Raw genomic sequence first — 22,562 nt, forward strand, 5'->3', positions numbered from 1 at the left:
GGATCAATCGCCCGTTTGGTGGGCCGTCAGGATGTCCAGCGGAACAATCTCAAGCGCTCTTTGATGCGTGGCCTCAAGATGCACTTTCGGTGCGCAACCTTCGTCGTGAGCTTGCAGAAATCGCCCGGCACACAAGCACCAGCTGTCGCCGGGCGTGAGGCCCGGAAAATCGAACTCGGGGCGCGGCGTGCTGAGGTCATTGCCGACATATTTCGAATAGGCCAGGAATTCTGCTGTCATGATCGCACAGACCGTGTGGCTGCCCTGATCTTCGGGACAGGTGTTGCAGGCGCCGTCCCGAAAGAACCCCGTCAGAGGTTTGCGCGAGCAAGGGGCCAAAACGCCCCCAAGTACATTGATGCTGTCCTGTTTCTGCATAAGGGCACCTTACAGGGTTTGCGCGATCTTGCGGAACATTTCCACGTTCTGTGTTCCCACTGCTTTATCGCGGAACCGGCGATCCGCGCCGGTTGTAACGATCAGCACGCCGCGGGGTTGGTCGAAATAGAGGTATTGCCCATACACACCGCGCGCCATGAACTCACCCTCATGGGCGCCAACGGGGATCCACCATTGGTACCCATAGCCGATCTTGCCCGGCGCGGTTGGCGCACTGGGTTGCGTTGATTCACGGATCCAGTCCGCAGGCACTACTTGTTGCCCATCCCGCGCACCGTTCTGCAGGATCAACTGGCCGAAACGCGCGAAATCCCGGGTTGTGAAATTCAGCCCGCCCAGCACAAAGGCCACGCCTGCGCCATCGGTGATGTAGTAGCCGTCCCGCTCCAATCCCAATGGCGCGATTATTCTTTCGCTTAATAATTCGGACACGCTACGCCCGGTTGCGCCGCGGATGACCATTCCGATCACATGGGTGTCGATGGACACATATTGCCAGGTCTCACCCGGGGTGGCGAAACTGTCCTGTAGCGAAGCCGCGAAATCGTCGAGCTCACCCCCCAAGGCCACAACGCGGCCCATCCGATTGATGTCTGAACTGTAGTCCAGATAATCCTCATCAAACGTTACGCCGCTGGCCATGTTCAGAACGTTGCGGATCGTGGCGGCCTCGTACGCGCTGCCAGTCAGTTCAGGTGCGTATTTCGTGACCGGATCATCCAAAGATGTGATGACACCTTCGTCCAGCAGAATGCCGAACAAGGCAGACAGATAGCTTTTGGCAATCGACCACGAGATGCGGCGATCCTCCGGTCCGGTGTTCAGAAAGTACTCTTCGAATCGGATCTGCCCATCCTGCATCACCAGTAAGGAGGTCACCGCCCGGTTTTGGATCCAACCCTCCGCTCCCTCGGGTAATTTATATGCCGCGCCATAGGGCAGTTCCCAGGTCGGGCCGTCACCCCGCGGCAGGTCGACGGTCAGGAAGGCGTCGTTCATATGCGAGAAATTGTTGACGATCTTCTCTTCGGAAAACAGCGAGTTGACGGCCATCAGCCGCTGAATTTCCTCGCGCTTCCAATACCCGACCACCGCTGCGGCAAGGACCAACGCCAATACGATACGCCCCAACCATTTCAACACAGATTTCATGAGGTGCCTCCGTTGAACGGCTGTATTGAAAAGACCGAAAGCCTGCAGCGCAATCCGAACGTCGCGGCAACCCTCTGCGTCAGCGGAATTTGTCCAACAGCTTCTGCATGGCGCTTCTGTTGTCGGGTGCGGGCTCGGTTGCCTTCTCGGGTTTCGGCTGGGGCTTTGCAGGTGTTTTCGAGGACCGGGGCGGGGCGGTGCGCAAGGCCACCGCATTCATGAACTTGCCGCCGTCATCGTCGGCCAGAAAACCCGCGCCCTCGGAAACACCACGCAACACATCCTCTAGCCAATCGGCATCAGCCTTGGCAAAATCGCTTAGTACATAAGGGGATACCATTTCCTTGCGACCCGGATGACCGATGCCAAGCCTTACCCGGTCATAGGCGTTGCTGATATGCTCGTGAATTGAGCGTAGCCCATTATGGCCCGCATGACCGCCACCTGCCTTGACCCGTACCTTGCCGGGGGCAAGGTCAAGCTCGTCATGAAAGACCGTCACATCGGTCGAGTCGAGCTTGAAAAAGCGCATCGCTTCGCCAACAGCCTGGCCCGAGCGGTTCATGAATGTCTGAGGTTTGAGCAACAGAACTTTTTCGCCGCCCAACCGGCCCTCGGCCATTTCGGCTTGAAACTTGGATTTCCACGGGCCGAAGCCATGATCCTCGGCAATCCGGTCCAGCGCCATGAAGCCGATATTGTGCCGGTTCCGCGCATATTTCGCGCCCGGGTTTCCCAGGCCCACAAACAGTTTCATGCCATCGTACCAATTGCCATTGAATGCTGGATCACGTCTTGCACGGAAACAGCGCGGAAATCCAGACAGGTTGATGGATATGGGATGTGGCCTCAGGTTGGCCAACCGGCAGGATCGCAAAGTGCGGCACACAAAAAGAAACGGGGCCCGAAACCGGACCCCGTCAAATACTTCGAAAGGAACGAGGCTTTATTCCGCTTCGCTTTCTTCCTGACCGACAACTTCAACCTCATCGGCGGCGACTTCGTCTTCACCTTCGTCGTCGTCGCTGGTCGACAGACCCGTCGGCGCCGAGACGTTTGCGATCACAAAGTCACGGTCGATTGTCGGTTTGGTGCCTGCGGGCAGGTCCACCGACGAGATGGTGGCAACGTCGTTTATTTCCATTCCGGTCAGATCAATGGTGACCTTCTCAGGAATGTCGCCGGCGGTGCACATCAGTTCAACCTCAGGGCGGACAACGGTCAGAACGCCGCCCTTCTTGATGCCGGGTGCTGCTTCTTCGTTGACGAATTCAACGGGGATGAACAGCGCGATCTTGGTGGTCCGACGCAGGCGCATCAGGTCCAGGTGGGTCGGCAGGTCTTTGACCACGTCACGCTGAACGTCGCGGCAGATGACGCGGACGTCTTCGTGACCTTCGACCTTCAGGTTCCACAGGGTCGACTTGAACCGGCCTGCTTTCAGGCGCTTGAACAGAACGTTGAACGGGATGTTGATCGGCAGCGGCTCTTTGTCGCCACCAAAAACAATGCCCGGAACCATGCCTTCGCGGCGTGCTTGACGAGCGGCGCCCTTGCCTGTCCCCGTCCGTTCCAGAGCTACGAGATCAGGAATCTCACCAGCCATGATATATCTCCAATGTTAGGGCGGGCATCCTCCAAGGCTGTATGCCCGCGTGAAGCCGCGTCCTTAGCTTGATTCACCGGGTTTGGAAAGAGGTATTTTGCAAGGCTCTGCCTCGCGCTCCGAGGTATTTCTGAACAAAAGAAAACCAGGTGGATCTCGTTGCTTCTGTTGTTCGAAAATACCTCGGGCGAGTCGCCGCTTACGGCGGTGGGGGCAGAGCCCCCTTTGTGCTGCTCAGCTCTGCCAGCGACCACCAAAATCCTCGGGGATCAGCAGGTTGTGGCGACCCAGGTCCGATACGTTTCGTTCCCCGCAAAGTGCCATCGTGGTATCAAGCTCTTTCTGTATCACCTCAAGCGCGGTTGTGACGCCTTTCTGACCCATGGCGCCAAGGCCATAGATAAAGGCGCGTCCGATGAAAGTTCCCTTGGCCCCAAGGGCCAACGCTTTGAGAACGTCCTGACCCGAGCGTATGCCGCTGTCGAGATGTACCTCGATGTCGCCACCAACGGCGTCCATAATTTCAGGCAGAACCCGGATCGAGCTGAGCGCGCCGTCCAGTTGCCGCCCGCCATGGTTCGAAACGACAATTGCGTCCGCCCCAAGCTTTGCGGCCATTATTGCATCTTCGGCGTCCAGAATACCCTTGAGGATAACCTTGCCGCCCCATTGCTCCATCAATTTCTCGACTTTTGTCCAATCGAGGCTGGGGTCGAATTGCTCGGCCGTCCAGGTCCCAAGCGAACGTGTGTCGGTGATTGTATCCACATGGCCCACGATATTGCCAAATTCGCGCCGCTTGGCACCCAGCATCTCAATCCCCCAGGCCCATTTGGTCATCAGGTTTGCGATGGTTTTGGGCGTCAGCTTCGGTGGGGCGGACAGGCCGTTTTTCAGATCTTTGTGCCGTTGGCCAAGGATCTGAAGGTCAAGCGTGATGACCAGCGCGGAACATTTTGCGTCCTTGGCGCGCTGGATCAGCCGGTTGATATAGTCCTCATCCTTCATGGTATAAAGCTGAAACCAGAAAGGTTTGGTGGTGGCTTCGGCCACATCCTCGATCGAGTTGATCGACATTGTCGACAACGTAAAGGGCACTCCAAACGCTTCGGCGGCTTTGGCCGCCTTGATCTCACCATCAGCGTGTTGCATCCCGGTCAGGCCAACCGGTGCCAGTGCAACCGGCATGGCAACATCCTCTCCGATCATTTGCGACTTGGTCGAACGTCCCGCCATGTCAACCGCCACTCTCTGGCGTAGACGGATGTCTTCGAAATCGGATGTGTTTTCACGAAAGGTCTGCTCGGTCCAACTGCCGCTTTCGGCATAGTCAAAGAACATGCGTGGGACACGGCGTTCGTAGATGCGTTTGAGATCGTCGATATTGGTAATGACAGGCATTGGCGTCGCCCCTTCGATATTGGTTAGGTTTCTTTACCAATTTTGCAACCGCATCGCAATATCTAGAGATTTGTATCGTTCAAACGGGTCGCGGCACAAAAAAACACCGCGACCGGTGCGCCCGGGTCGCGGTGTCTTAGACAGAACCAGAACAGAGGTTAGGCGGTGTGCGCTCCGTCGGCGAGCGTTTTCACAAAGGCCAAAACATCGGCTACATCCTTGCCTGCGCCGATCTGGCTGACGATGGCCGAGCCGACTACCGCGCCGTCTGCCACCGTTGCGATGGCGCGCGACTTCTCGGGCGTGTTGATGCCAAAACCCACAATGACCGGCAGATCGGTCGCCGATTTGATGCGCGCAACCTCGGGGCCCACATCTGTTGCCTGTGCTTCGGCTGCACCGGTGATACCGGTGATCGAGACGTAATAGACAAAGCCGGACGTGTTTTGCAGCACGCGGGGCAGGCGATTGTCGTCCGTTGTAGGCGTCGCCAGTCGGATAAAGTTCAAACCGGCGGCCTGAGCGGGCAGGCAGAGTTCTTCATCTTCCTCGGGCGGCAGGTCGACCACGATCAGCCCGTCAATTCCGGCGGCCTTGGCGTCAGCCAGAAAGGTGTCGACGCCGCGGCTGTAAATCGGATTGTAGTACCCCATCAGAACGATAGGTGTTGTGTCATCCTTTTCCCGGAACGCACGCGCCAGATCCAGCGTGCGCTGCAGGGTCATGCCGCCGTCCAACGCCCTTTGCCCGGCGGCCTGAATGGTGGGCCCATCCGCCATCGGGTCCGTAAAGGGCAGGCCCAGCTCGATTACATCGACACCCGCCGCGGGCAGACCCTTCACGATCTCAAGCGATGTGTCAAAGTCTGGGTCCCCGGCCATCACGTAAGAGACAAAGGCCTTTTTGCCTTGTTCCTTCAGGGCAGCGAATTTGGCGTCGATACGGGTCATCGGAAGTCCTTGCAGTCAGGTTTCGACCTGATGTGCAGAAACTTTTGCCGAAAATCAATCCCGCGTGATCGGCAATCGCTCAGAACGCGTGGTGGTAGCGGAGAAAGAGCGCGTTGACGCCCGGGTTTTCCTCTTGCGTACTGGCGTTCGATTTGTGCGTAACCGCAAGCGAAACCTTGTTTCCGTTGTTCAACGTGTATCCGACGCCAAGAAGGCTGCGGATCTGAAAATTGCCGCCCAGATCGTTCAACTCGTTGGATTCCGAATAATAGCCGGGCATGACGCTGCCTTCGACAAACCACCGGTCCGCAAAGGTGTAGATGCCAATCAGGCCCGCGCCGATATGGGTGTCTCCATCCGTGTCCACGGTCAGGGCGCCGCCCCAAGTGGCACTAAAGCGCGTCGCTTCGTGGAAGGGACGGTGCTGATATTCCAGCGAGAATATGGCCTGATCCTCGGACGCGCTGTTGGAAAAATCCGCGTATCCAGCGCCCAAAACTATTGATTGCGCCTGCGCTGTTGTCCCAGCGGCGAGCGCGAAAGCCAAAATCGAAAAGAGTTTCATCGTACTTTCACTGTCTTTCGGTTGTTCACTGATCTTTTATTCAGGAATGTACGGTTGGCGTTTCAATGCATGCAAGAACACATCTGGTGCCGATTTCGTGATGTTGCAGATAGGACTCGTCTTTACGGGACCGGCCTATGGCTTGCGCATCGCGGTCGACCTGCATAGAAGCAGGCCGAATTCTATGCAGGAGGCCGCAATGGGCTTTAAAATGGGAATCGTGGGTCTGCCGAATGTGGGCAAGTCGACCCTATTCAATGCTCTGACCAAGACAGCGGCCGCCCAGGCGGCGAACTTCCCCTTTTGCACCATTGAGCCCAATGTGGGGGATGTGGCCGTTCCGGATGATCGGCTGGACAAGCTGGCGGCTATTGCAGCGTCGAAACAGATCATCCCGACGCGGATGACATTTGTGGACATCGCCGGCCTGGTCAAAGGCGCCTCGAAAGGCGAGGGGCTGGGCAATCAGTTTCTGGCCAATATCCGCGAAACCGACGCCATCGCTCATGTGCTGCGCTGCTTTGAGGATGGCGACGTGACCCATGTGGACGGGCGGGTCGATCCCGTGGCCGATGCCGACACGATCGAGACTGAGCTGATGCTGGCCGATCTGGAAAGCATCGAAAAGCGCCGTGCCAATCTGGTGCGCAAACTGAAAGGCAACGACAAAGAAGCCCAGCAACAAGACCGTCTGCTGGCCGAGGCGCAAGAGATGCTGGAAAACGGCAAACCCGCGCGTCTGGTCGAGGTTTCAGCCGAAGACTCCAAGGCGTGGAAGATGCTGCAACTGCTGACCACCAAACCGGTGCTCTATGTGTGCAACGTCTCCGAGGAAGAGGCCGCCGAGGGCAATGAATACTCCGCTCGCGTGGCTGAAATGGCCGCGGCGCAGGGCAATTCCCACGTCATCATCAGCGCCAAGATCGAAGAAGAGATCAGCCTGCTGGAAGATGACGAAGCCCAGATGTTCCTTGAGGAAATGGGGCTGGAAGAACCCGGCCTCGACCGCCTGATCCGCGCTGGTTACGACCTGCTGAAGCTGGAGACCTATTTCACCGTCGGCCCGAAAGAGGCCCGCGCCTGGACCATCCGCACCGGCACCGCCGCCCCGCAGGCCGCCGGCGTGATCCACGGCGATTTCGAAAAAGGCTTCATCCGTGCCGAAACCATCGCCTATGACGACTACATCGCCGCCAATGGCGAACAGGGCGCGAAAGAGGCGGGTAAGATGAGGGCCGAGGGCAAAGGCTACATCGTCAAGGACGGCGACGTGATGCACTTTTTGTTTAACAACTAGGTGGCGACACGATCAGTGGTTTTGTGCCAGATCCAGATCACTTCGTTTGTGTTGAAGAACCGGGTTGAGCTCGTTTAGGGCGTCGCCCTAGGCGTTTTAGAAAACTCTGACTGCCTCAAGCCTGAACGCCATCGATCCAAGATGATTTTGGCGTTTTGATTTGCGTTTTCTTGGCCGTCTATTTCAAGGTCATAGACGCGGCCTGTGTGGATGTTATGGAAATCCTGTTCCGCACTGCCAATACGACGGTTACCCCGCTCTCGTTCGCGGCGTCGCAGTTCAGTCAAGCCGCAATGAATTCCGACAAAGAAAACATCGAATGGTGCTAAGTAGGATTTCAACTCGGTAACCCATTCTGGTTCGTCCAGAATATGTTCGACAATTAGACTGTTGCCTGCGTTGGCATATGCAGCCAGCGAGGCGTGAAAACCATCAAAGAATGGCTTACGTAAATCCGACCAAAAGAAGTCTTTGCACCGAAGTCGTTCGGTCGGCAGCACACCGCTATCGCGCAAGTGATCGATTGAGAGATGCCAGAATGGAAGTTCAGCCAAAGCTTGGATCGCACCAGCTGTCGTGGATTTCCCACTGCTTGAAGGGCCGTGTAAAATAATAATCTTTCCTTTCACCGTAGCCTCCAAAGTAATGCTTGGTGAGTTAACTTGTATGCGAACCACGGGTGTAGAAAACAGCAACAAATTCGGCACATCTCGAGCCAATGGTTTTTCGCAAGCCAATTCCAGTGTGGAGTATCCAAACGAATAAGCCGTTTACCATGGATTTCGGTTTTCTGTCTGATAGAACACATCAATGATCGAGATCCGTGACCTGCAACTGCTCAGCGCCTTGGCGCGGCATCGCCACTTTGCCAAGGCGGCGGAGGAATGTGGGATATCGCAACCCGCCTTCTCGATGCGTATCCGGAATCTTGAGGATCGGCTGGGTGTCTCCATCGTTCGGCGGGCCAACCGGTTTCAGGGGCTGACCGAAGAAGGCGAAATGATCGTGCAGCGGGCGCGGCGTATTCTGGATGACACCAAGGCACTGGAGCAGCAGGTGCTCGCTGCCAAGGGTGAGATCACCGGGACTCTGATCCTCGGCGTGATCCCCACAGCGATTGCGTTTACCGGGCGGTTGATCAAACATCTGCGGGCCGCCCATCCTCGCATTGTCACCCGGATCGAAACCATGTCGGCAACCGCGATCCAGCACCGGCTGGACGAGGGCAGCCTGGACGCAGGCATCACCTATGGTGACAGTATCGGAACGGATCTGCGGCAGGTGCAGCCCTTGTACGAGGAAACCTATGTCCTGTTGGTGCCGACACACATGACGACCGAGACCGGCCCGATCCCCTGGTCACGTGTCGCGGAGTTCCCGCTGAGCCTGCTTGAACCGCAGATGCAGAATCGCCGCATTCTGGAGCGTATTTTTGCCGAGCAAGGCCTGCACCCGGATGTGGTGGCCGAAACCAGCGGCTTCACCGCATCGATGGTGATGGCGCGTGAGGGGTTGGCGGCCACCGTAGTGCCTCGGGTGCTGGTCCGTGCGCTGGGCGAGTTGAAAGGGACCCGTGCGCTGCCTCTGATTGATCCCGAGGTCAGCAAGCCGATTTGCCTGGCAACCCTGACGCGTGCGCCGGAGTTGCCCACGGTTGAGGCCTTACGTGCCGTTGTGACGTCTTTATAGTGATAATCTGTCGTTATCGTGTCATTGCGATATGCGATTTGACGATATGCTGCTCTGATGAGAAACGAACCTCAACCGGAGGGCATCATGGCACCATTAGATACCAAGCCATCAGGCGCACCCAAGGGCGTCTGGAAGTCAGGTAAAGGCAAAGGGCGGCACACGCCCAAAGGCCGTCAATTCACGGATGAGGCGCAGGCTGAGATTCATCGCCTGCTGGGCGACCGCCCGCGCCGCCGCGACCTGTTGATCGAATTCCTGCATCTCATTCAGGACGCACACGGCCATATCAGCGCCGATCACATCGCCGCGCTGGCGGTTGAGATGCGAATTGGTCAGGCCGAGATTTACGAGACCGCGACCTTCTACGCGCATTTCGATGTGGTGAAAGAAGATGAAACGCCTCCGCCTGCGCTGACGATCCGTGTCTGCGATTCCCTGTCTTGCGAAATGGCCGGTGCCCAGCAGTTGCAAAAAGCGCTGGAGGACGGTCTGGATGCGTCCGAGGTTCGTGTTGTCCGCGCCCCTTGCATGGGGCGCTGCGATACCGCTCCGGTGCTTGAGATCGGCCACAACCATATCGACCATGCGACCCCGGAAAAGGTGCAGGCTGCAATTGCCGCCGATGACACCCATGCGCATCTGCCGGATTACGAATCCTTTGCCGCTTATGAGGCCAATGGCGGCTATGCCAAGCTGAAAGAACTGCGCGAGGGCGGTGACTGGGAGAAGGTGCAGGAGGACGTCCTGTCCTCGGGCCTGCGCGGTTTGGGTGGCGCCGGCTTCCCGTCGGGCAAGAAATGGGGCTTTGTGCGCATGAACGAAGGCCCGCGATATCTGGCCGTTAACGGGGATGAGGGCGAACCGGGCACGTTCAAAGACCGCTACTATCTGGAACGCACGCCGCATGTCTTCCTCGAAGGCATGCTGATCGCCGCCTGGGCGGTCGAGGCCGAAACCTGCTTTATCTACATGCGCGACGAATACCCCGCCGTGCTGGAAATCCTGCGTCGCGAGATTGCCGCGCTGGAAGACACCGGGATTGTTGAGCGGGGTTATATCGATCTGCGCCGGGGTGCTGGTGCCTACATCTGCGGTGAAGAATCCGCGATGATCGAGTCGATCGAGGGCAAGAAGGGCCTGCCGCGCCACCGTCCTCCGTTCGTGGCACAGGTTGGGGTCTTTAATCGCCCGACCTTGGTGCACAATGTTGAGACGCTCTATTGGGTGACCAAAGTGTGCCGTGAGGGGCCGGAATGCCTCAACAGTACTGAAAAGAACGGACGCAAGGGCCTGCGCAGCTATTCGGTCTCGGGTCGCGTTGCGAAGCCGGGCGTTTATCTGCTGCCTGCGGGCTCGACCATCTTGGATGTGATTGAGGCTGCCGGTGGCATGGTTGAAGGGCAGACCTTCAAGGCGTACCAGCCGGGCGGTCCGTCCTCGGGCCTGTTGCCCGCATCGATGGATGACATCCCGCTGGATTTCGACACGCTGCAACCGCACGGCACCTTTATTGGTTCTGCCGCGGTGGTGGTTCTGTCCGATCAGGACACCGCCCGCGATGCGGCGTTGAATATGCTGCGTTTTTTTGAGGATGAAAGCTGCGGTCAGTGTACCCCCTGCCGTGCCGGCTGTGAAAAGGCGGTCAAGCTGATGCAGGCCGACAAATGGGATCAGGATCTGCTGGAAGATCTGTGTCAGGTCATGGGCGATGCCTCGATCTGCGGTCTGGGGCAGGCGGCCCCGAACCCGATCCGCCTTGTCATGAAACATTTCGCTGACGAAATCTGAAGGGAGACAGAGCCATGCTAGACGCAAGCCCAACCAAGACCGTCACCTTCAACCTGAACGGCGAAGATGTCACCGTGCCCGAGGGCTGGACCATTTGGGAAGCCGCCAAGGGTCAGGGGTTCACCATTCCGCACCTGTGTCACAAGCCGCAACCGGGCTACAAACCCGACGGCAATTGCCGCGCCTGTATGGTTGAGGTGGAAGGTGAGCGTACTCTGGTCGCCTCGTGCATCCGTCCTGCAGCGGATGGGATGGTGGTGAAAACCGACAGTGACCGGGCCGAAAAATCGCGTGCGATGGTCATGGAATTGCTGGTGGCTGATCAGCCCGAAGAAGCACACGACACATCCAGCCATTTCTGGGATATGGCCAAGCTGAACGATGTCAGCGACAGTCGCTTCCCGGCCAAAGAGGCCGAGAAAATCCCGCTGCTGGATGACAGCCACGTTGCGATGCGCGTCAATCTGGATGCCTGCATCAACTGCAACCTCTGCGTCCGGGCCTGCCGTGACGTGCAGGTGAACGACGTGATCGGCATGGCCGGTCGCGGCCACACGGCGCAAGTGGTGTTCGATCAGAACGACCCGATGGGCGCTTCGACCTGTGTTGCCTGTGGCGAATGCGTTCAGGCCTGCCCGACCGGTGCCTTGATGCCCGCCACCGTGCTGGACGACCAGCAGAAAGGCGACAGCAAGGACTACGATAGCGAAACCGAAAGCGTCTGCCCGTTCTGCGGCGTGGGCTGTAAGGTCTCGCTGAAGGTCAAGGACGGCAAGGTCAAATATGTCGAGGGCATCAATGGTCCCGCAAACGAAGGCCGCCTGTGTGTAAAGGGCCGGTTCGGGTTCGACTACATCCACCACCCACACCGCCTGACCAAGCCGCTGATCCGGCGCGAGGATGCACCTGCCAAGGGTCTGAATGTCGACCCGAGCGATCTGTCGACCCATTTCCGCGAAGCGACGTGGGAAGAGGCGATGGATCTGGCCGCCACCAAACTGAAATCCCTGCGCGACGAAGACCCGCGCAGCGTTGCAGGCTTTGGTTCGGCCAAATGCACCAACGAAGAAGCCTATCTGTTCCAGAAGTTCATCCGTCAGGGCTTCCGCCACAACAATGTTGACCACTGCACCCGCCTGTGCCACGCGTCGTCCGTGGCGGCGCTGATCGAAAACGTTGGCTCAGGCGCGGTGACGGCGGCCTTCAACGACATCAAGGACGCGGACGTGGCGATCATCATCGGGGCCAACCCGATTGAAAACCACCCCGTCGCTGCGACCTATTTCAAGCAGTTCACCAAACGTGGCGGTAAGCTGATCGTGATGGACCCGCGCGGCGTTGGCATGCGCAAGTTTGCCGATGAAATGCTGCAATTCCGTCCGGGTGCTGACGTGTCGATGCTCAACGCGATCATGAATGTGATCGTCGAGGAAGAGCTCTATGACAGCCAGTACATCCACCGCTGGACCGAGAACTGGGAGGCCGAAAAAGAACACCTGCGCCAGTTCACGCCCGAGGCGATGGCCCCGATCTGTGGCATCGAACCGGATCAGCTGCGCCGTGTCGCACGCACCTTTGCGCAGGCCAAGGCCGGTCTGATCTTCTGGGGCATGGGCGTCAGCCAGCATATCCACGGCACGGATAATTCGCGTTGCCTGATTTCACTGGCTTTGATGACCGGCAATGTCGGCAAACCCGGTGCGGGTCTGCACCCGCTGCGCGGTCAGAACAACGTGCAGGGCGCGTCCGACGCAGGCCTGATCCCGATGTTCCTGCCGGATTACAAGACGGTCACGGATGACACTATCCGGGCACAGTTTACGGATGTCTGGGGGTCTGACGATTTCTCGAACGAGAAGGGGCTGACCGTTACCGAGATCATCGACCAGATCTATGCGCGTAATATCAAGGGGATGTATATTCTGGGTGAAAACCCGGCCATGTCCGATCCCGATGTGAACCACGCGCGTGAAGCACTGGCCAAGCTGGATCTGATGATCGTGCAGGATATCTTCCTGACCGAGACGGCGAACTATGCCGACATCATCCTGCCCGCCTCGGCGCTCTATGAAAAGAACGGCACCGTGTCGAACACCAACCGTCAGGTGCAGCGGGTGCGTCCTGCCGTTGCCCCTCCGGGTGAAGCGCGTGAGGATTGGGCGATTACCGTCGATCTGGCGCAGCGTATCGGATTGAACTGGGACTACACGGACGTGTCCCAGGTCTTTGCCGAGATGAAGCTGACCATGGAATCGTTGGACAACATCACCTGGGAGCGGCTTGAAAACGAGACGATCACCTATCCGTCGCTCAGCGAGACCGATCCCGGCCAGTCCATCGTGTTTGGCGATGGCTTCCCGCGTGCGGACGGCAAGGCCAAGTTCACGCCTGCCAGCGTCATCCCGCCGGATGAAGCCCCGGATGACGAATACCCGATGATTGCCACAACGGGTCGCCAGTTGGAGCATTGGCACACCGGGTCGATGACCCGCCGATCCAACGTGCTGGATGCGGTTGAGCCCGAGGCGAACTGTTCGATGAACCCGCGCACGCTCAAGCTGATGGGGATCGAACCGGGCGAGATGATCCGTCTGACCACCCGTCGCGGCTCGATCGAAATCATGGTGCGCGCCGACCGGGCGATTGCCGAAGATATGGTCTTTATCCCGTTCGCTTATGTCGAAGCGGCGGCGAATATCCTGACCAACTCGGCCATCGATCCCTATGGCAAAATCCCCGAGTTCAAATTCTCGGCCATTCGTGTCGAAAAGATCGAGGATGCCATCGCGGCGGAGTAAATCGCATTTGCAGAGAATGTATTGGGGTGGCTGTGCGAATAGCCGCCCCTTTTTTGTGTCACCCCCCGGGGTGGAGATTTCCATACAACCTGAAGTAGAGTTCTCCGAATTTCAGACGGCTTTGGGTGGGGTATTGGTAGGATTTTTGTGTTTTCAATAATCCGAGGCCTACACAAATATTTGAGAACCAAAAGTGTGACCCAAAAAGCCCCCAAGCCGCTGACAGTGTTCTTTGCTGAAAGCTTTGAAGAGATCTATTGGTGTAGGCGTCATTCGCTGTATGTTTGATATTTAAGTTTTTATAATCAATAATTTACGTTCAAATATAACCAAGTCAATAACTCCTTTTGCAGGTGCAGAAACGCTGTCGTTGCTGTGCAGAATGGGCAGAGTGCTTGCTGGCCACAAGCCATGTCGGAAAGAAACGTTTTGAGCCAATTGTGATCGGCTGATTTTTTGCGGATTAAGCGACGAGCCACTCTTGAAAGCTCACTCTCTCACACATTCAATGGAAATCCCCATGAAACACATTCTCTTCGCATCTACCGCTCTGATTGCGACCGCGGGTGTTGCTGCTGCCGAAATTAACTTTAGCGGATTTGCCCGTTTTGGTATCGGCTATCAGGAAGACCGTACCGGTACGGTCAGCACGGTCGACGGCGCCACCACATCCGGTATCGACACGGATTCCACCATTCTGATCTCGCGCTTTCGTCTGAACATCGACGGCAATACGGAAACGGACAATGGTGTGCGCTTCGAGGCGCGCGTGCGTTTGCAGGCCGACGAAGACTCGGGCAATGGTGAGGCCGGAACCGCGGGTCTGAGCGGCGCGCGCTTCTCGGTTATCTACGGTGGTCTGCGTGTTGATGCAGGCAACGTGTCGGGTTCCTTCGACAACCTGCCCAACTATTTCGGCAACGAGCCCGGCCTGGAAGAATTCATCGGTCAGTATTCGGGTGTTGACTATTCCTTCCTGGAATTCGACTCCACCGGTTCGGGTGATAACGCGGTATTTTTCCAGTATGCCGTTGGCGATTTCGCGTTTGGCGCGTCATATGACCAGCGCACATTTGCTGAAAACGGCGATGCCTTTGACGCAGACCGTTGGGACGTCAGCGCAAGCTATGTGTACAACAACATCACCGCAGCTGTTGCATATGGTGAAACCGATGCGTCTGCTGGCACCGAGAGCCTGACCGTGTTGACCCTGGGCGCAGATTTCGGCGATCTGAACGCGACGCTGTTTGTGGCAGATGATGACGTGAACGACGATGCAGAGAACGGTACCGCTTATGGTCTGTCGGCTGCTTACAATGTGGGTTCGGCGCTGACGCTGACCGCTGCCTATGGTGACGGTTCAGGTGACGGTGACACCCAGCAATACGGTATCGGCGCCATTTACGATCTGGGCGGCGGTGCATCGCTGCGCGGCGGCATCGGCAACGAAAAAGTTGGCGACGGTGACAGCACTCTGCGCGCAGATTTTGGTGCAAAGTTCGACTTCTGATCCGGTCAGAACAAGAAAAAGGAAAAGGCAGGCTTTTGTGCCTGCCTTTTTTTTTGTTGGGAGCCGACGTCAAGACAACTGTGCTGGGTCAGTAGTCTTTCTCGAAGAAGACACCAATCCCGGTTTCACCCCGTCCATCGACGGTACCGCGCACAGTGAAAGTGTCGGTGACGTCCAGGTTCAGGTTCACCTCGGTATCGCCTTCGGTGTTCACCGTGAAATCGGTGTACAGATTGTCACTCAGATACGCGCCAGCCCCCAGACGCCCAGCCCCGCTTTCGGTGGCGCCAAGGTCGATTGTGTCAAGCCCGGTCGCCTCGCGCACCCCCTTGGTTGCGTCACCCCCTGCGCCGCTGAGCTGCGCCAACGAGGCCGCCATTTGCGCGATCACAAAGGGCGAGAGCTCGGAAAAGCGGTTGCCGAACAGCAACATGGCAAGCGCCTCTTCCGTGGGGCGCTCGGGGTCCGAGAACACGTCGACAGTAGGTGAATCCAGCGGTCCGGCGATTTCGATGGTGGCTGTGCCGTCCGACGTGGTGCTTGAGGATTCGAACTCGATATAGGGCGTGAGGTCGCCTTGCAGGCTGACAATGCCTTTGGTCAGGGCCAGCCTGCGGCCAAGAATGTCGATGTGACCGCGGATCAATTCAATCTGGCCCGAAGGCACGACTGCGGCTGTAGTACCGCCGATCTGGATGCGGCCGCCGAGTTCGGCGTTCACGCCGCGCCCCCGGACGAACACGGCCCGCGGGGCGAGCAATCCGATATCCAGCGAAATGCGGGAATCGCTTTTGGTCGTCTCTTCGCTTTCGACCAGCTGCGCCCGTTCGCGGGTGACATAGCTGGCACTGCTTTCGTTGACATGTTCGATCGTCGGGATCGGGGCTGCACCCACCGCACCGGTTGCAGCGGCGAGGTTGATATTGGTTTCACCGAAATTGATCTGACCCGCGAGGGAGCTGTTGCCGGCCAGTGCACCGTTGAAGACGATCTGGCCGTTCAGCGTGGTGTCATACAAAAGCTGGTCGGTCAGGACCAGATTGTTGATCGATGTCGTGATCTGCGCGTTGAACGGCGGTGTCAGAGTCACGGGGCCGTTGACGGTGAACCCTCCGCCCGCGCGGACACCGCCCTGCATCGCGACCGTTGCGCGGCTTTGGGATAACGTTATGGTTCCGCCGATGCCGGTGATCGTCTGGCTGATTGCCGGAATTGCCATCGCCGTGCCAGAGGTCGAGATCGTGCCGCTCAGCGCCTCCATCGAGGGCGCCCCCTGCAGGGCAAGGTCAAATTGCGCGGTGCCATCGATGCTGTTGGGTTTCATGAACCGGTTGGCGATACCCAGGTTGACGCCACCTTTCATGGTCAGGTCTGCATTGCCGCTGCTTTCGTCAAATGTTCCGGCCACTGTCGAGTTGATATCCGCAGGGCCTTTGGCGGTTGCGTCAATGGTCCATAGCCCGGCATCTCGGCTGGCCTTGCCACTGGCGGAAATGGTTCCCGGAAACTCGGGCGCGAAACGTTCAACCTCATTCAGCTGTGCTTCGAAATCCAGATTGGCTGCGCCATCAGTTGTGACTGATCCTTCAAGGTTGGCGTAAGAGCTTTGGGGGCCTTGCAGGCGCAGGTTGCCCTCTAGCCCCGATCCGGTCGGGGCCACGTTGCCGGTCAGGTTGAGCGGGCCAGACAGGGCCGGTGAAATGCGGCCCAGATTGTCCAGCCCCGCCGAGAAATCCAGGCCCCCGGCAGAGCGGTCCAGCTTGCCGGATGCATTGGCTGTCAGCGCCGTTCCGTTCAGAGTGAACGTCTGGATATCAAGCCCCTCATCATCGTTGACGGCATCCACATTCAGTGTTGTGCGCCCCTGGATCAGGGCGTCCAGTTGGTCGATGCCGGTGGCGATATTGTTGGCGATCAGGTTGCCCTGTACGTCAAAGTGCCGCGTGGCCTGATCAGCGCTTCCTTCGACCTCGGTCCGCACGGATCCGGCCAGATCACGCTGGGCGAGGGCTGAAAACAGCGACAGGTCCGGAACGTTCAGCTGCGCTTTGCCATCCACCGACAGATCCCCTGTCGGGTCGTTGATCGTGGCCGCGACCTGCGTGCTGAGGGCAATTCCATTGATTGTCGCGCTGCGGATCACGATCTGGTCGCTGGTCCGCGCGCCGTCCAGATCAATCGTTGTACGCCCTATTAGCAGCGGGTCGAATTGCTCCATCCCGGTTTGAACATCGTTGGCGATGACCGAGGCGGTGCCGTCGAATTCAAGGGACCCAAGACTGCCCTTGCCATCCAGTTCCGCCTGCAGCGATCCGCTGAGATCCTGCTGTGCCAGCCCGGAAAAGATCGACAGGTCGTTGGCATTTACGCTGGCTTGGCCGTCGATGGTCAGATTGCCGTTCGGGGTCGTTACATCACCACTGGCCTGCGCATCCAGCGCCTGAGAAGAAATGGTGAAATCGCGGATTGTGATCCCGTCCGACCCGCGTTTCGCGTCGAGCGTGATATCCGTTTCCCCCGCGATCACAGGATCGATATCGTCCCGACCGGTCGAAAGATCGCGGCCTATGACGGTGACTTTCCCGTCAAAGCTCCCTTCCAGAGGTGACCCGTTGCCCTCAATGCTGATCTGCGCGCGGCCGCCAAGGTCCAGTTGTGCCAGATCGGAAAACCGCGACAGGTCCTGCGCTTGCAGGCTGGCCGAGCCTTCAACCGACAGCCCGCTGGCAAGCCCGCTGATCAGCGCGTCAGCCTCCAGGGTATAGTCGCTTCCCGCGATCTCAAAACCGCTCAGGTTCAGGGACTGGTCGCTGCCGTATCCGAACTGCCCGTCCAAAGTGATGCGATCCCCGACAGCGGTGTTCAGCGCCGGATCAGACATGTCGATCCCGTCCAGAACGGCTTGCAGATCCCCATCCAGTGCCAGCCCGCTGGTTTGATCCAGCGTGCCTTGTCCGGTGATCTGAGCGCGGGACATATCGATCTGTGCGGCCTCGACCTCGTTTGCCGTCAGACTCAGGTCCCAGTGGTTGCCATTTGTCGTGTCGAACAGCAGCGACAGTTGCGCCGCACCGATCGAAGTGTCACCCCCGCTAACCGGCAGCACCACGCGATCCCCATCGGGCGGCGTGATCCGCCCTTGCACGGCAACCAGTTGCAAACTGCCGCCCGAGGCCAGCTTTAGCTGGGTTTCCAATTTCAAAGCTTGCGAGGTGATCTCGGCCGTATCGATATCCAGCGCGCCATCCGAATGGGTGCGCCCGTCCACAAACAGCTTCGTATCGGTGCCGAAAAAGGCATCCATCTCGTCGGCAAGGAAAGGCGTCAGATCCCCGCTAAGGTCTGCTGTAAAGGCGATACCATCGGTGTTGGCACTGCCATCCGGTTGGGCCGAGCGTAGCCGGACCTGGCCTGCAAGGCGTTGTGTGTTGTCGCTGCTCAGCGTGATGTCGGCGGTGAAATCCGTCAGCGGCCCCGTCCCCTTGGCCGTCAAGGCAATGGGAGGCGTGTCGGGGATACCCAGCGCCGTGCCGATCAACCCGCCCGAGGCTTCGGCCACTGTCAGGTCCAGGTTGATTTCGCGGCTGCTGTTGTCGAACCCGGCGATCAGATCGATCGTGTCGCCTTGTCGGTCGACCCGGTCGATATCCAGCGTTGTGTCCAACGCGCCGTCCGCCAGCGAGAGGTTGCCGTTCACTTGCAGGTCCGCAGCCACGCCGATCAGTGGTTCGCCCAGCGACAGATCATCGATTCGCATCTCGCCGATTTCAATGGAGACCGGCAGTTCAGGCAGCTGAAACGGTTGGGTTTCCGCCGCAGGCGGCGGCGTGTCCTTGGTCGTGGTGCCGGGCGCACGGGCGATATCAATCTCTTGCGCGGTCAAGGCGTTGACCGAAAACCGTCCCCGCAACAGGGCCAGACGGTTCCAGTCCAGCTCGGCGTTTTTGATGGTCAGCCAGACGCCTTCGTCATCTGCGACCGTGATCTCTTGGATCGTTGCGCGCGAGCTTAGCGCGCCATCCAGGCCTATCACGCGCACGTTCTGGTCGTCGCCGGACAGGGTGTCCTGCAAAAACCGCTCGATCATACTGCCGCCGCCGTCATCCTGTGCCGCAAGCGGGGCGGGGTTCACCAGTGCCGCGCAGGAGAAAAGCAGGGGATATGCGAAACGATGCGTCAAAAGGCCTGTCCGATCCCGAGATAGAATTGCAGCCCGTCGCCCGTGTCCCCCTGAACCGGCACGGCCAGGTCAAAGCGCAGGGGGCCAAAGCCACCCAGATCATAGCGCACACCTATGCCCGCGCCAGAGTGAAACTCGGCACCGCTGCCAACAAAAGACGAGGAATCGACCGCGCCATAGTCGTAGAACCCGACCAGCGAGAGGGATTCGGTCACCTTGCCGCGGATCTCGCCGGAAAAGCCAAGAAAGGATTTACCGCCCGCGACTTCGCTGCCCACAGGGATGCCGAGGCTTTCAAACGGTTGCCCGCGCACTGTTCCGGCGCCGCCTGAGAAAAACAGAAAATCGGGCGTCACACCGTCGGCGGGCGGCCCAACGACAGAACCCAGCTGGACCCGACCGGCCAGCACGATGCGTCCACCCGTGCCCAGGTTGGTATAGGCGCGCCCGTCAAAGAACATGCGCATACCGGTATCCGTGCCCGACAATCCAACAAAAGGCATGACCTGTGCGTCCAGATAATAGCCGCGCGTGGCGCTGACCTTGCTGTCCCTTTGGTCCCATTCGGATCGGAAGGGGATGATGAAATATCGGAACCGGCGATCATCGCCATAGGCATCATCCGCGCTCGACCACTGGAACCCTGCGGATGCCTCGGCATAGAGTCGGTCAGAAAATGTGCGCCGTGCACCATAGGCGAGTGACGCGATGGTCACGTTGTAGTTTTCGGTATTGCGCCGCTCCAGCAGGGCGCTCCAGAATGTGTTGTCATCCGGCCCCAACCTGTCGGGCTGATCCAGCCGCAGACCGATGCGGCCATCGATATCTTCGGCCCCACCAATGTTTCTGAGCGTGAATTCGAATCGCAAACGCTCGGCGCGCCGAAAGACATTGCGGTGGGTCCATGTGGCCGACAAATCCACCCCATCGCGCGAGGCGACCTCGGCCCCGAAGGTCAGGCGGCGGGGGGGCAGATCCTCGAACGTGGCGTCAAAATCCAGCGTGCCGTCAGGATTGGGTGTTTCGCGCTCTTTCAGGGACACGACGCTGAATGTGCCGGTGCGGCGCAGCCGGGTGCCGACCTTTTGCACCTGCTCGGGGGAATAGACCTCACCCGTCGGGAACCCCGCAATCTTTTCAATCGAGCGGTGGCGCACATTGGTGTCACCTTCGATGAACATCTTGCCAAAGGTCAGGCGCGGGCCGGGGGTCAGATCAATATCGGAATCCAAGCGGGCCTGCGCGTGGCGCGCAATGACGGTCTGGCCACCAACCTCGGCTTTGGCATGGCCCGCATTGCGCCAGGCCTGTACCCCGGCGGATGCCGCTTGTTGTATCGCCCCGGTGGTGGCCCGTTCGCCCGTGGCGTACTCGGGGGGCAATTCCGTATCAGGCGCCAGCGGCTCCACCACCGCTGTGCCGAATGTATAAACCGGTCCCGCCGTCACCGTGATCACGGCGCGGTTGAATTGGGCGGGCACCTCTAGTGAGTTGATGTCGGCGGCTTCCTGACCGTCCAGCTTGATACTGACCACAGGGCCGAAATACCCATCGTCATACATGATCTGAACGATGGTCCGGTAGTCCGACAAGGCCGCAGACAGGATTTCAAGCGACGTATCCAGCCCCCGGGACTCTGCGGTGAAGACCGAAGACGTCTCTTCCAGCCGATCCACAAGTTCTGCCGGAGCGCCTGGGGCTGACAGGCTGATTTCCAGCGCTTGGGCAATTCCCGGGGCAAGGGCAGTGACCGTGCCTAAAAACCAGCACGTCAGAACGCTGCGCGATCGGCCCTTTTTTCCCATGTGATCTCAACTGCCCCAAGCTGAAACTATTTATCCGCAACAATACGAAAAAGCGGAGTGTTGCATTCATCTTAGAGCATCTGTTTCCCCTCAGGGAAAGAACTTATACGCGGAAACGGAGTGTTTTGTTTGCCCGGCGGCTGATTTTGGGATCAAAGCCCGGCGTTTCGAAACCAGCGCACGATCGCGGCGCGGTCTTCGGGTTCCATATAGGTGATATTTGCGGGCGGCATCGCGTGGGTGACACCGGCCTGCAGATAGATTTGCTGCGCGTTGCGGGCAATATCCGCTTCGGTCTCAAGCAACACGCCTTTGGGCGGCCAAAGAATGCCGTCCCAGACCGGCTCGCGCGCGTGGCACATGGAGCATCGTCCCAAAACGATCTCATGCGCTTCTTCAAAGCCATCTGCTGCCGCGAACATTTGCTCATAGGGCGTGAGGGTCTGCTCTTCGGCTTCTTCTACTGGTTGATGCATCGGGATCGAAGACAGCCACATGATCGCGATGAACAGCAGCGCAGTCACCAGCCATGTCCAGGTCGGATTGCCCGCCCGTGCGTGGCGCGTGTTGAAATAGTGACGGATCGTGACGCCCATCAGAAAGACCAACGCGGCGATGATCCAATTGTATTGCGTCGCAAAGGCCAGCGGGTAGTGGTTCGACAGCATTAGAAACACAACCGGCAGCGTAAGATAGTTGTTGTGGGTCGACCGCAGCTTGGCAATCTTGCCGTATTTCGGATCCGGCGTGCGCCCGTTTTTCAGGTCGTCCACCACGATGCGCTGATTGGGCATGATGATGAAAAACACATTGGCCGTCATGATCGTCGCGGTAAATGCACCCAGATGCAGCATCATCGCACGGCCGGTGAAAATCTGGTTATAGCCCCAGCCCATCGCGACCAGCATCACAAACAGTAGCACCATCAACAGGGTCGGACGGTTGCCAAGTTCGGATTTGCACAAGAAATCATAGACCAGCCAGCCGATAGTCAGCGAAGCTGCCGAGATCAAGATACCTTGCCACAGGGCCAGATCGGCCTTTTGCGCGTCAATCAGATAAAGTTCTCCGCCGACCCAATAGACGATCATCAAAAGCGCCGCGCCGCTCAGCCAGGTGGAATAGCTTTCCCATTTGAACCAGGTCAGGTGATCCGGCATCCGTTCCGGGGCCACCAGATATTTCTGGATATGATAGAAGCCGCCGCCATGAACCTGCCATTCCTCGCCGTCAGCGGGGCCGGCGATATCGCGGTTGAGCCCAAGGTCCAAAGCGATGAAATAAAAGGACGATCCGATCCAGGCCATGGCGGTGATCACGTGCAACCAACGCACGGCAAACGCCATCCAATCCCAGAACACGGCAAAATCATACATGCAAAAGCTCTCCGATCAGGTGTCGTCACACTATGCAAACGGG

General features: G+C 58.4%; 16 protein-coding genes. 5 read left to right on the top strand and 11 right to left on the bottom strand.

Going from position 1 to position 22,562, the window contains the following annotated elements; translation table 11 throughout:
- Positions 1-3 precede the first annotated feature (3 nt).
- From ACR0AG_RS01060 to ACR0AG_RS01090, 7 genes are all read right to left on the bottom strand, one after another.
- Entirely contained in the window at positions 4-378 is a 375-nt protein-coding gene (locus tag ACR0AG_RS01060; RefSeq protein ID WP_480835513.1) for a DUF2237 family protein, read from the bottom strand.
- Between the two features lie 9 nt (positions 379-387).
- Positions 388-1,551, bottom strand: coding sequence for a serine hydrolase domain-containing protein (locus tag ACR0AG_RS01065; protein WP_480835515.1), 1,164 nt, complete (start codon positions 1,549-1,551; stop codon positions 388-390).
- A 79-nt stretch (positions 1,552-1,630) separates the two neighbouring features.
- Positions 1,631-2,308 (bottom strand): aminoacyl-tRNA hydrolase, encoded by a 678-nt coding sequence (gene pth / locus ACR0AG_RS01070; protein WP_480835517.1) that lies wholly within the window; start codon positions 2,306-2,308, stop codon positions 1,631-1,633.
- A gap of 189 nt (positions 2,309-2,497) precedes the next feature.
- Entirely contained in the window at positions 2,498-3,157 is a 660-nt protein-coding gene (locus ACR0AG_RS01075) for a 50S ribosomal protein L25/general stress protein Ctc (protein ID WP_480835519.1), read from the bottom strand.
- A 234-nt stretch (positions 3,158-3,391) separates the two neighbouring features.
- Positions 3,392-4,558, bottom strand: coding sequence for an alpha-hydroxy acid oxidase (locus ACR0AG_RS01080; RefSeq protein ID WP_480835520.1), 1,167 nt, complete (start codon positions 4,556-4,558; stop codon positions 3,392-3,394).
- Positions 4,559-4,716: 158 nt separating this feature from the next.
- Positions 4,717-5,508: a tryptophan synthase subunit alpha gene (trpA, locus tag ACR0AG_RS01085; RefSeq protein WP_480835522.1), complete on the bottom strand. Its 792-nt coding sequence runs from the start codon at positions 5,506-5,508 to the stop codon at positions 4,717-4,719.
- A 79-nt stretch (positions 5,509-5,587) separates the two neighbouring features.
- Positions 5,588-6,073 carry an acyloxyacyl hydrolase gene (locus tag ACR0AG_RS01090; protein WP_480835524.1) on the bottom strand — a complete coding sequence of 162 codons (486 nt, stop codon included), beginning with the start codon at positions 6,071-6,073 and terminating at the stop codon, positions 5,588-5,590.
- A 199-nt stretch (positions 6,074-6,272) separates the two neighbouring features.
- On the opposite strand from ACR0AG_RS01090, the gene ychF reads away from it, so the two are divergent.
- Positions 6,273-7,370: a redox-regulated ATPase YchF gene (gene ychF, locus ACR0AG_RS01095; protein ID WP_480835526.1), complete on the top strand. Its 1,098-nt coding sequence runs from the start codon at positions 6,273-6,275 to the stop codon at positions 7,368-7,370.
- A 74-nt stretch (positions 7,371-7,444) separates the two neighbouring features.
- Here ychF and ACR0AG_RS01100 read toward each other — a convergent pair whose 3' ends face one another.
- Entirely contained in the window at positions 7,445-7,999 is a 555-nt protein-coding gene (locus ACR0AG_RS01100; RefSeq protein ID WP_480835528.1) for a chloramphenicol phosphotransferase CPT family protein, read from the bottom strand.
- A gap of 181 nt (positions 8,000-8,180) precedes the next feature.
- On the opposite strand from ACR0AG_RS01100, the gene ACR0AG_RS01105 reads away from it, so the two are divergent.
- The 4 genes from ACR0AG_RS01105 (at position 8,181) to ACR0AG_RS01120 (ending at position 15,158) form a co-directional block, all read left to right on the top strand.
- Positions 8,181-9,059, top strand: coding sequence for a LysR family transcriptional regulator (locus ACR0AG_RS01105; protein WP_480835530.1), 879 nt, complete (start codon positions 8,181-8,183; stop codon positions 9,057-9,059).
- Between the two features lie 87 nt (positions 9,060-9,146).
- The gene (locus ACR0AG_RS01110; RefSeq protein ID WP_480835531.1) at positions 9,147-10,850 is read left to right on the top strand and encodes an NAD(P)H-dependent oxidoreductase subunit E; all 1,704 of its coding nucleotides are present in this window, start codon (positions 9,147-9,149) and stop codon (positions 10,848-10,850) included.
- A gap of 14 nt (positions 10,851-10,864) precedes the next feature.
- Positions 10,865-13,648 carry a formate dehydrogenase subunit alpha gene (gene fdhF / locus ACR0AG_RS01115; protein ID WP_480835532.1) on the top strand — a complete coding sequence of 928 codons (2,784 nt, stop codon included), beginning with the start codon at positions 10,865-10,867 and terminating at the stop codon, positions 13,646-13,648.
- Between the two features lie 520 nt (positions 13,649-14,168).
- Entirely contained in the window at positions 14,169-15,158 is a 990-nt protein-coding gene (locus ACR0AG_RS01120; RefSeq protein ID WP_480835534.1) for a porin, read from the top strand.
- An 88-nt stretch (positions 15,159-15,246) separates the two neighbouring features.
- Here the strand turns inward: ACR0AG_RS01120 and ACR0AG_RS01125 are convergent, their stop codons facing one another.
- The 3 genes from ACR0AG_RS01125 to ACR0AG_RS01135 form a co-directional block, all read right to left on the bottom strand.
- Entirely contained in the window at positions 15,247-19,290 is a 4,044-nt protein-coding gene (locus tag ACR0AG_RS01125) for a translocation/assembly module TamB domain-containing protein (RefSeq protein WP_480835536.1), read from the bottom strand.
- A 44-nt stretch (positions 19,291-19,334) separates the two neighbouring features.
- Entirely contained in the window at positions 19,335-21,143 is a 1,809-nt protein-coding gene (locus ACR0AG_RS01130; protein WP_480835538.1) for an autotransporter assembly complex protein TamA, read from the bottom strand.
- A 152-nt stretch (positions 21,144-21,295) separates the two neighbouring features.
- Positions 21,296-22,519, bottom strand: coding sequence for a urate hydroxylase PuuD (locus tag ACR0AG_RS01135; RefSeq protein ID WP_480835540.1), 1,224 nt, complete (start codon positions 22,517-22,519; stop codon positions 21,296-21,298).
- Between the last annotated feature and the right edge of the window lie 43 nt (positions 22,520-22,562).

The sequence above is a fragment of the Ruegeria sp. H6 genome, from assembly GCF_056532975.1.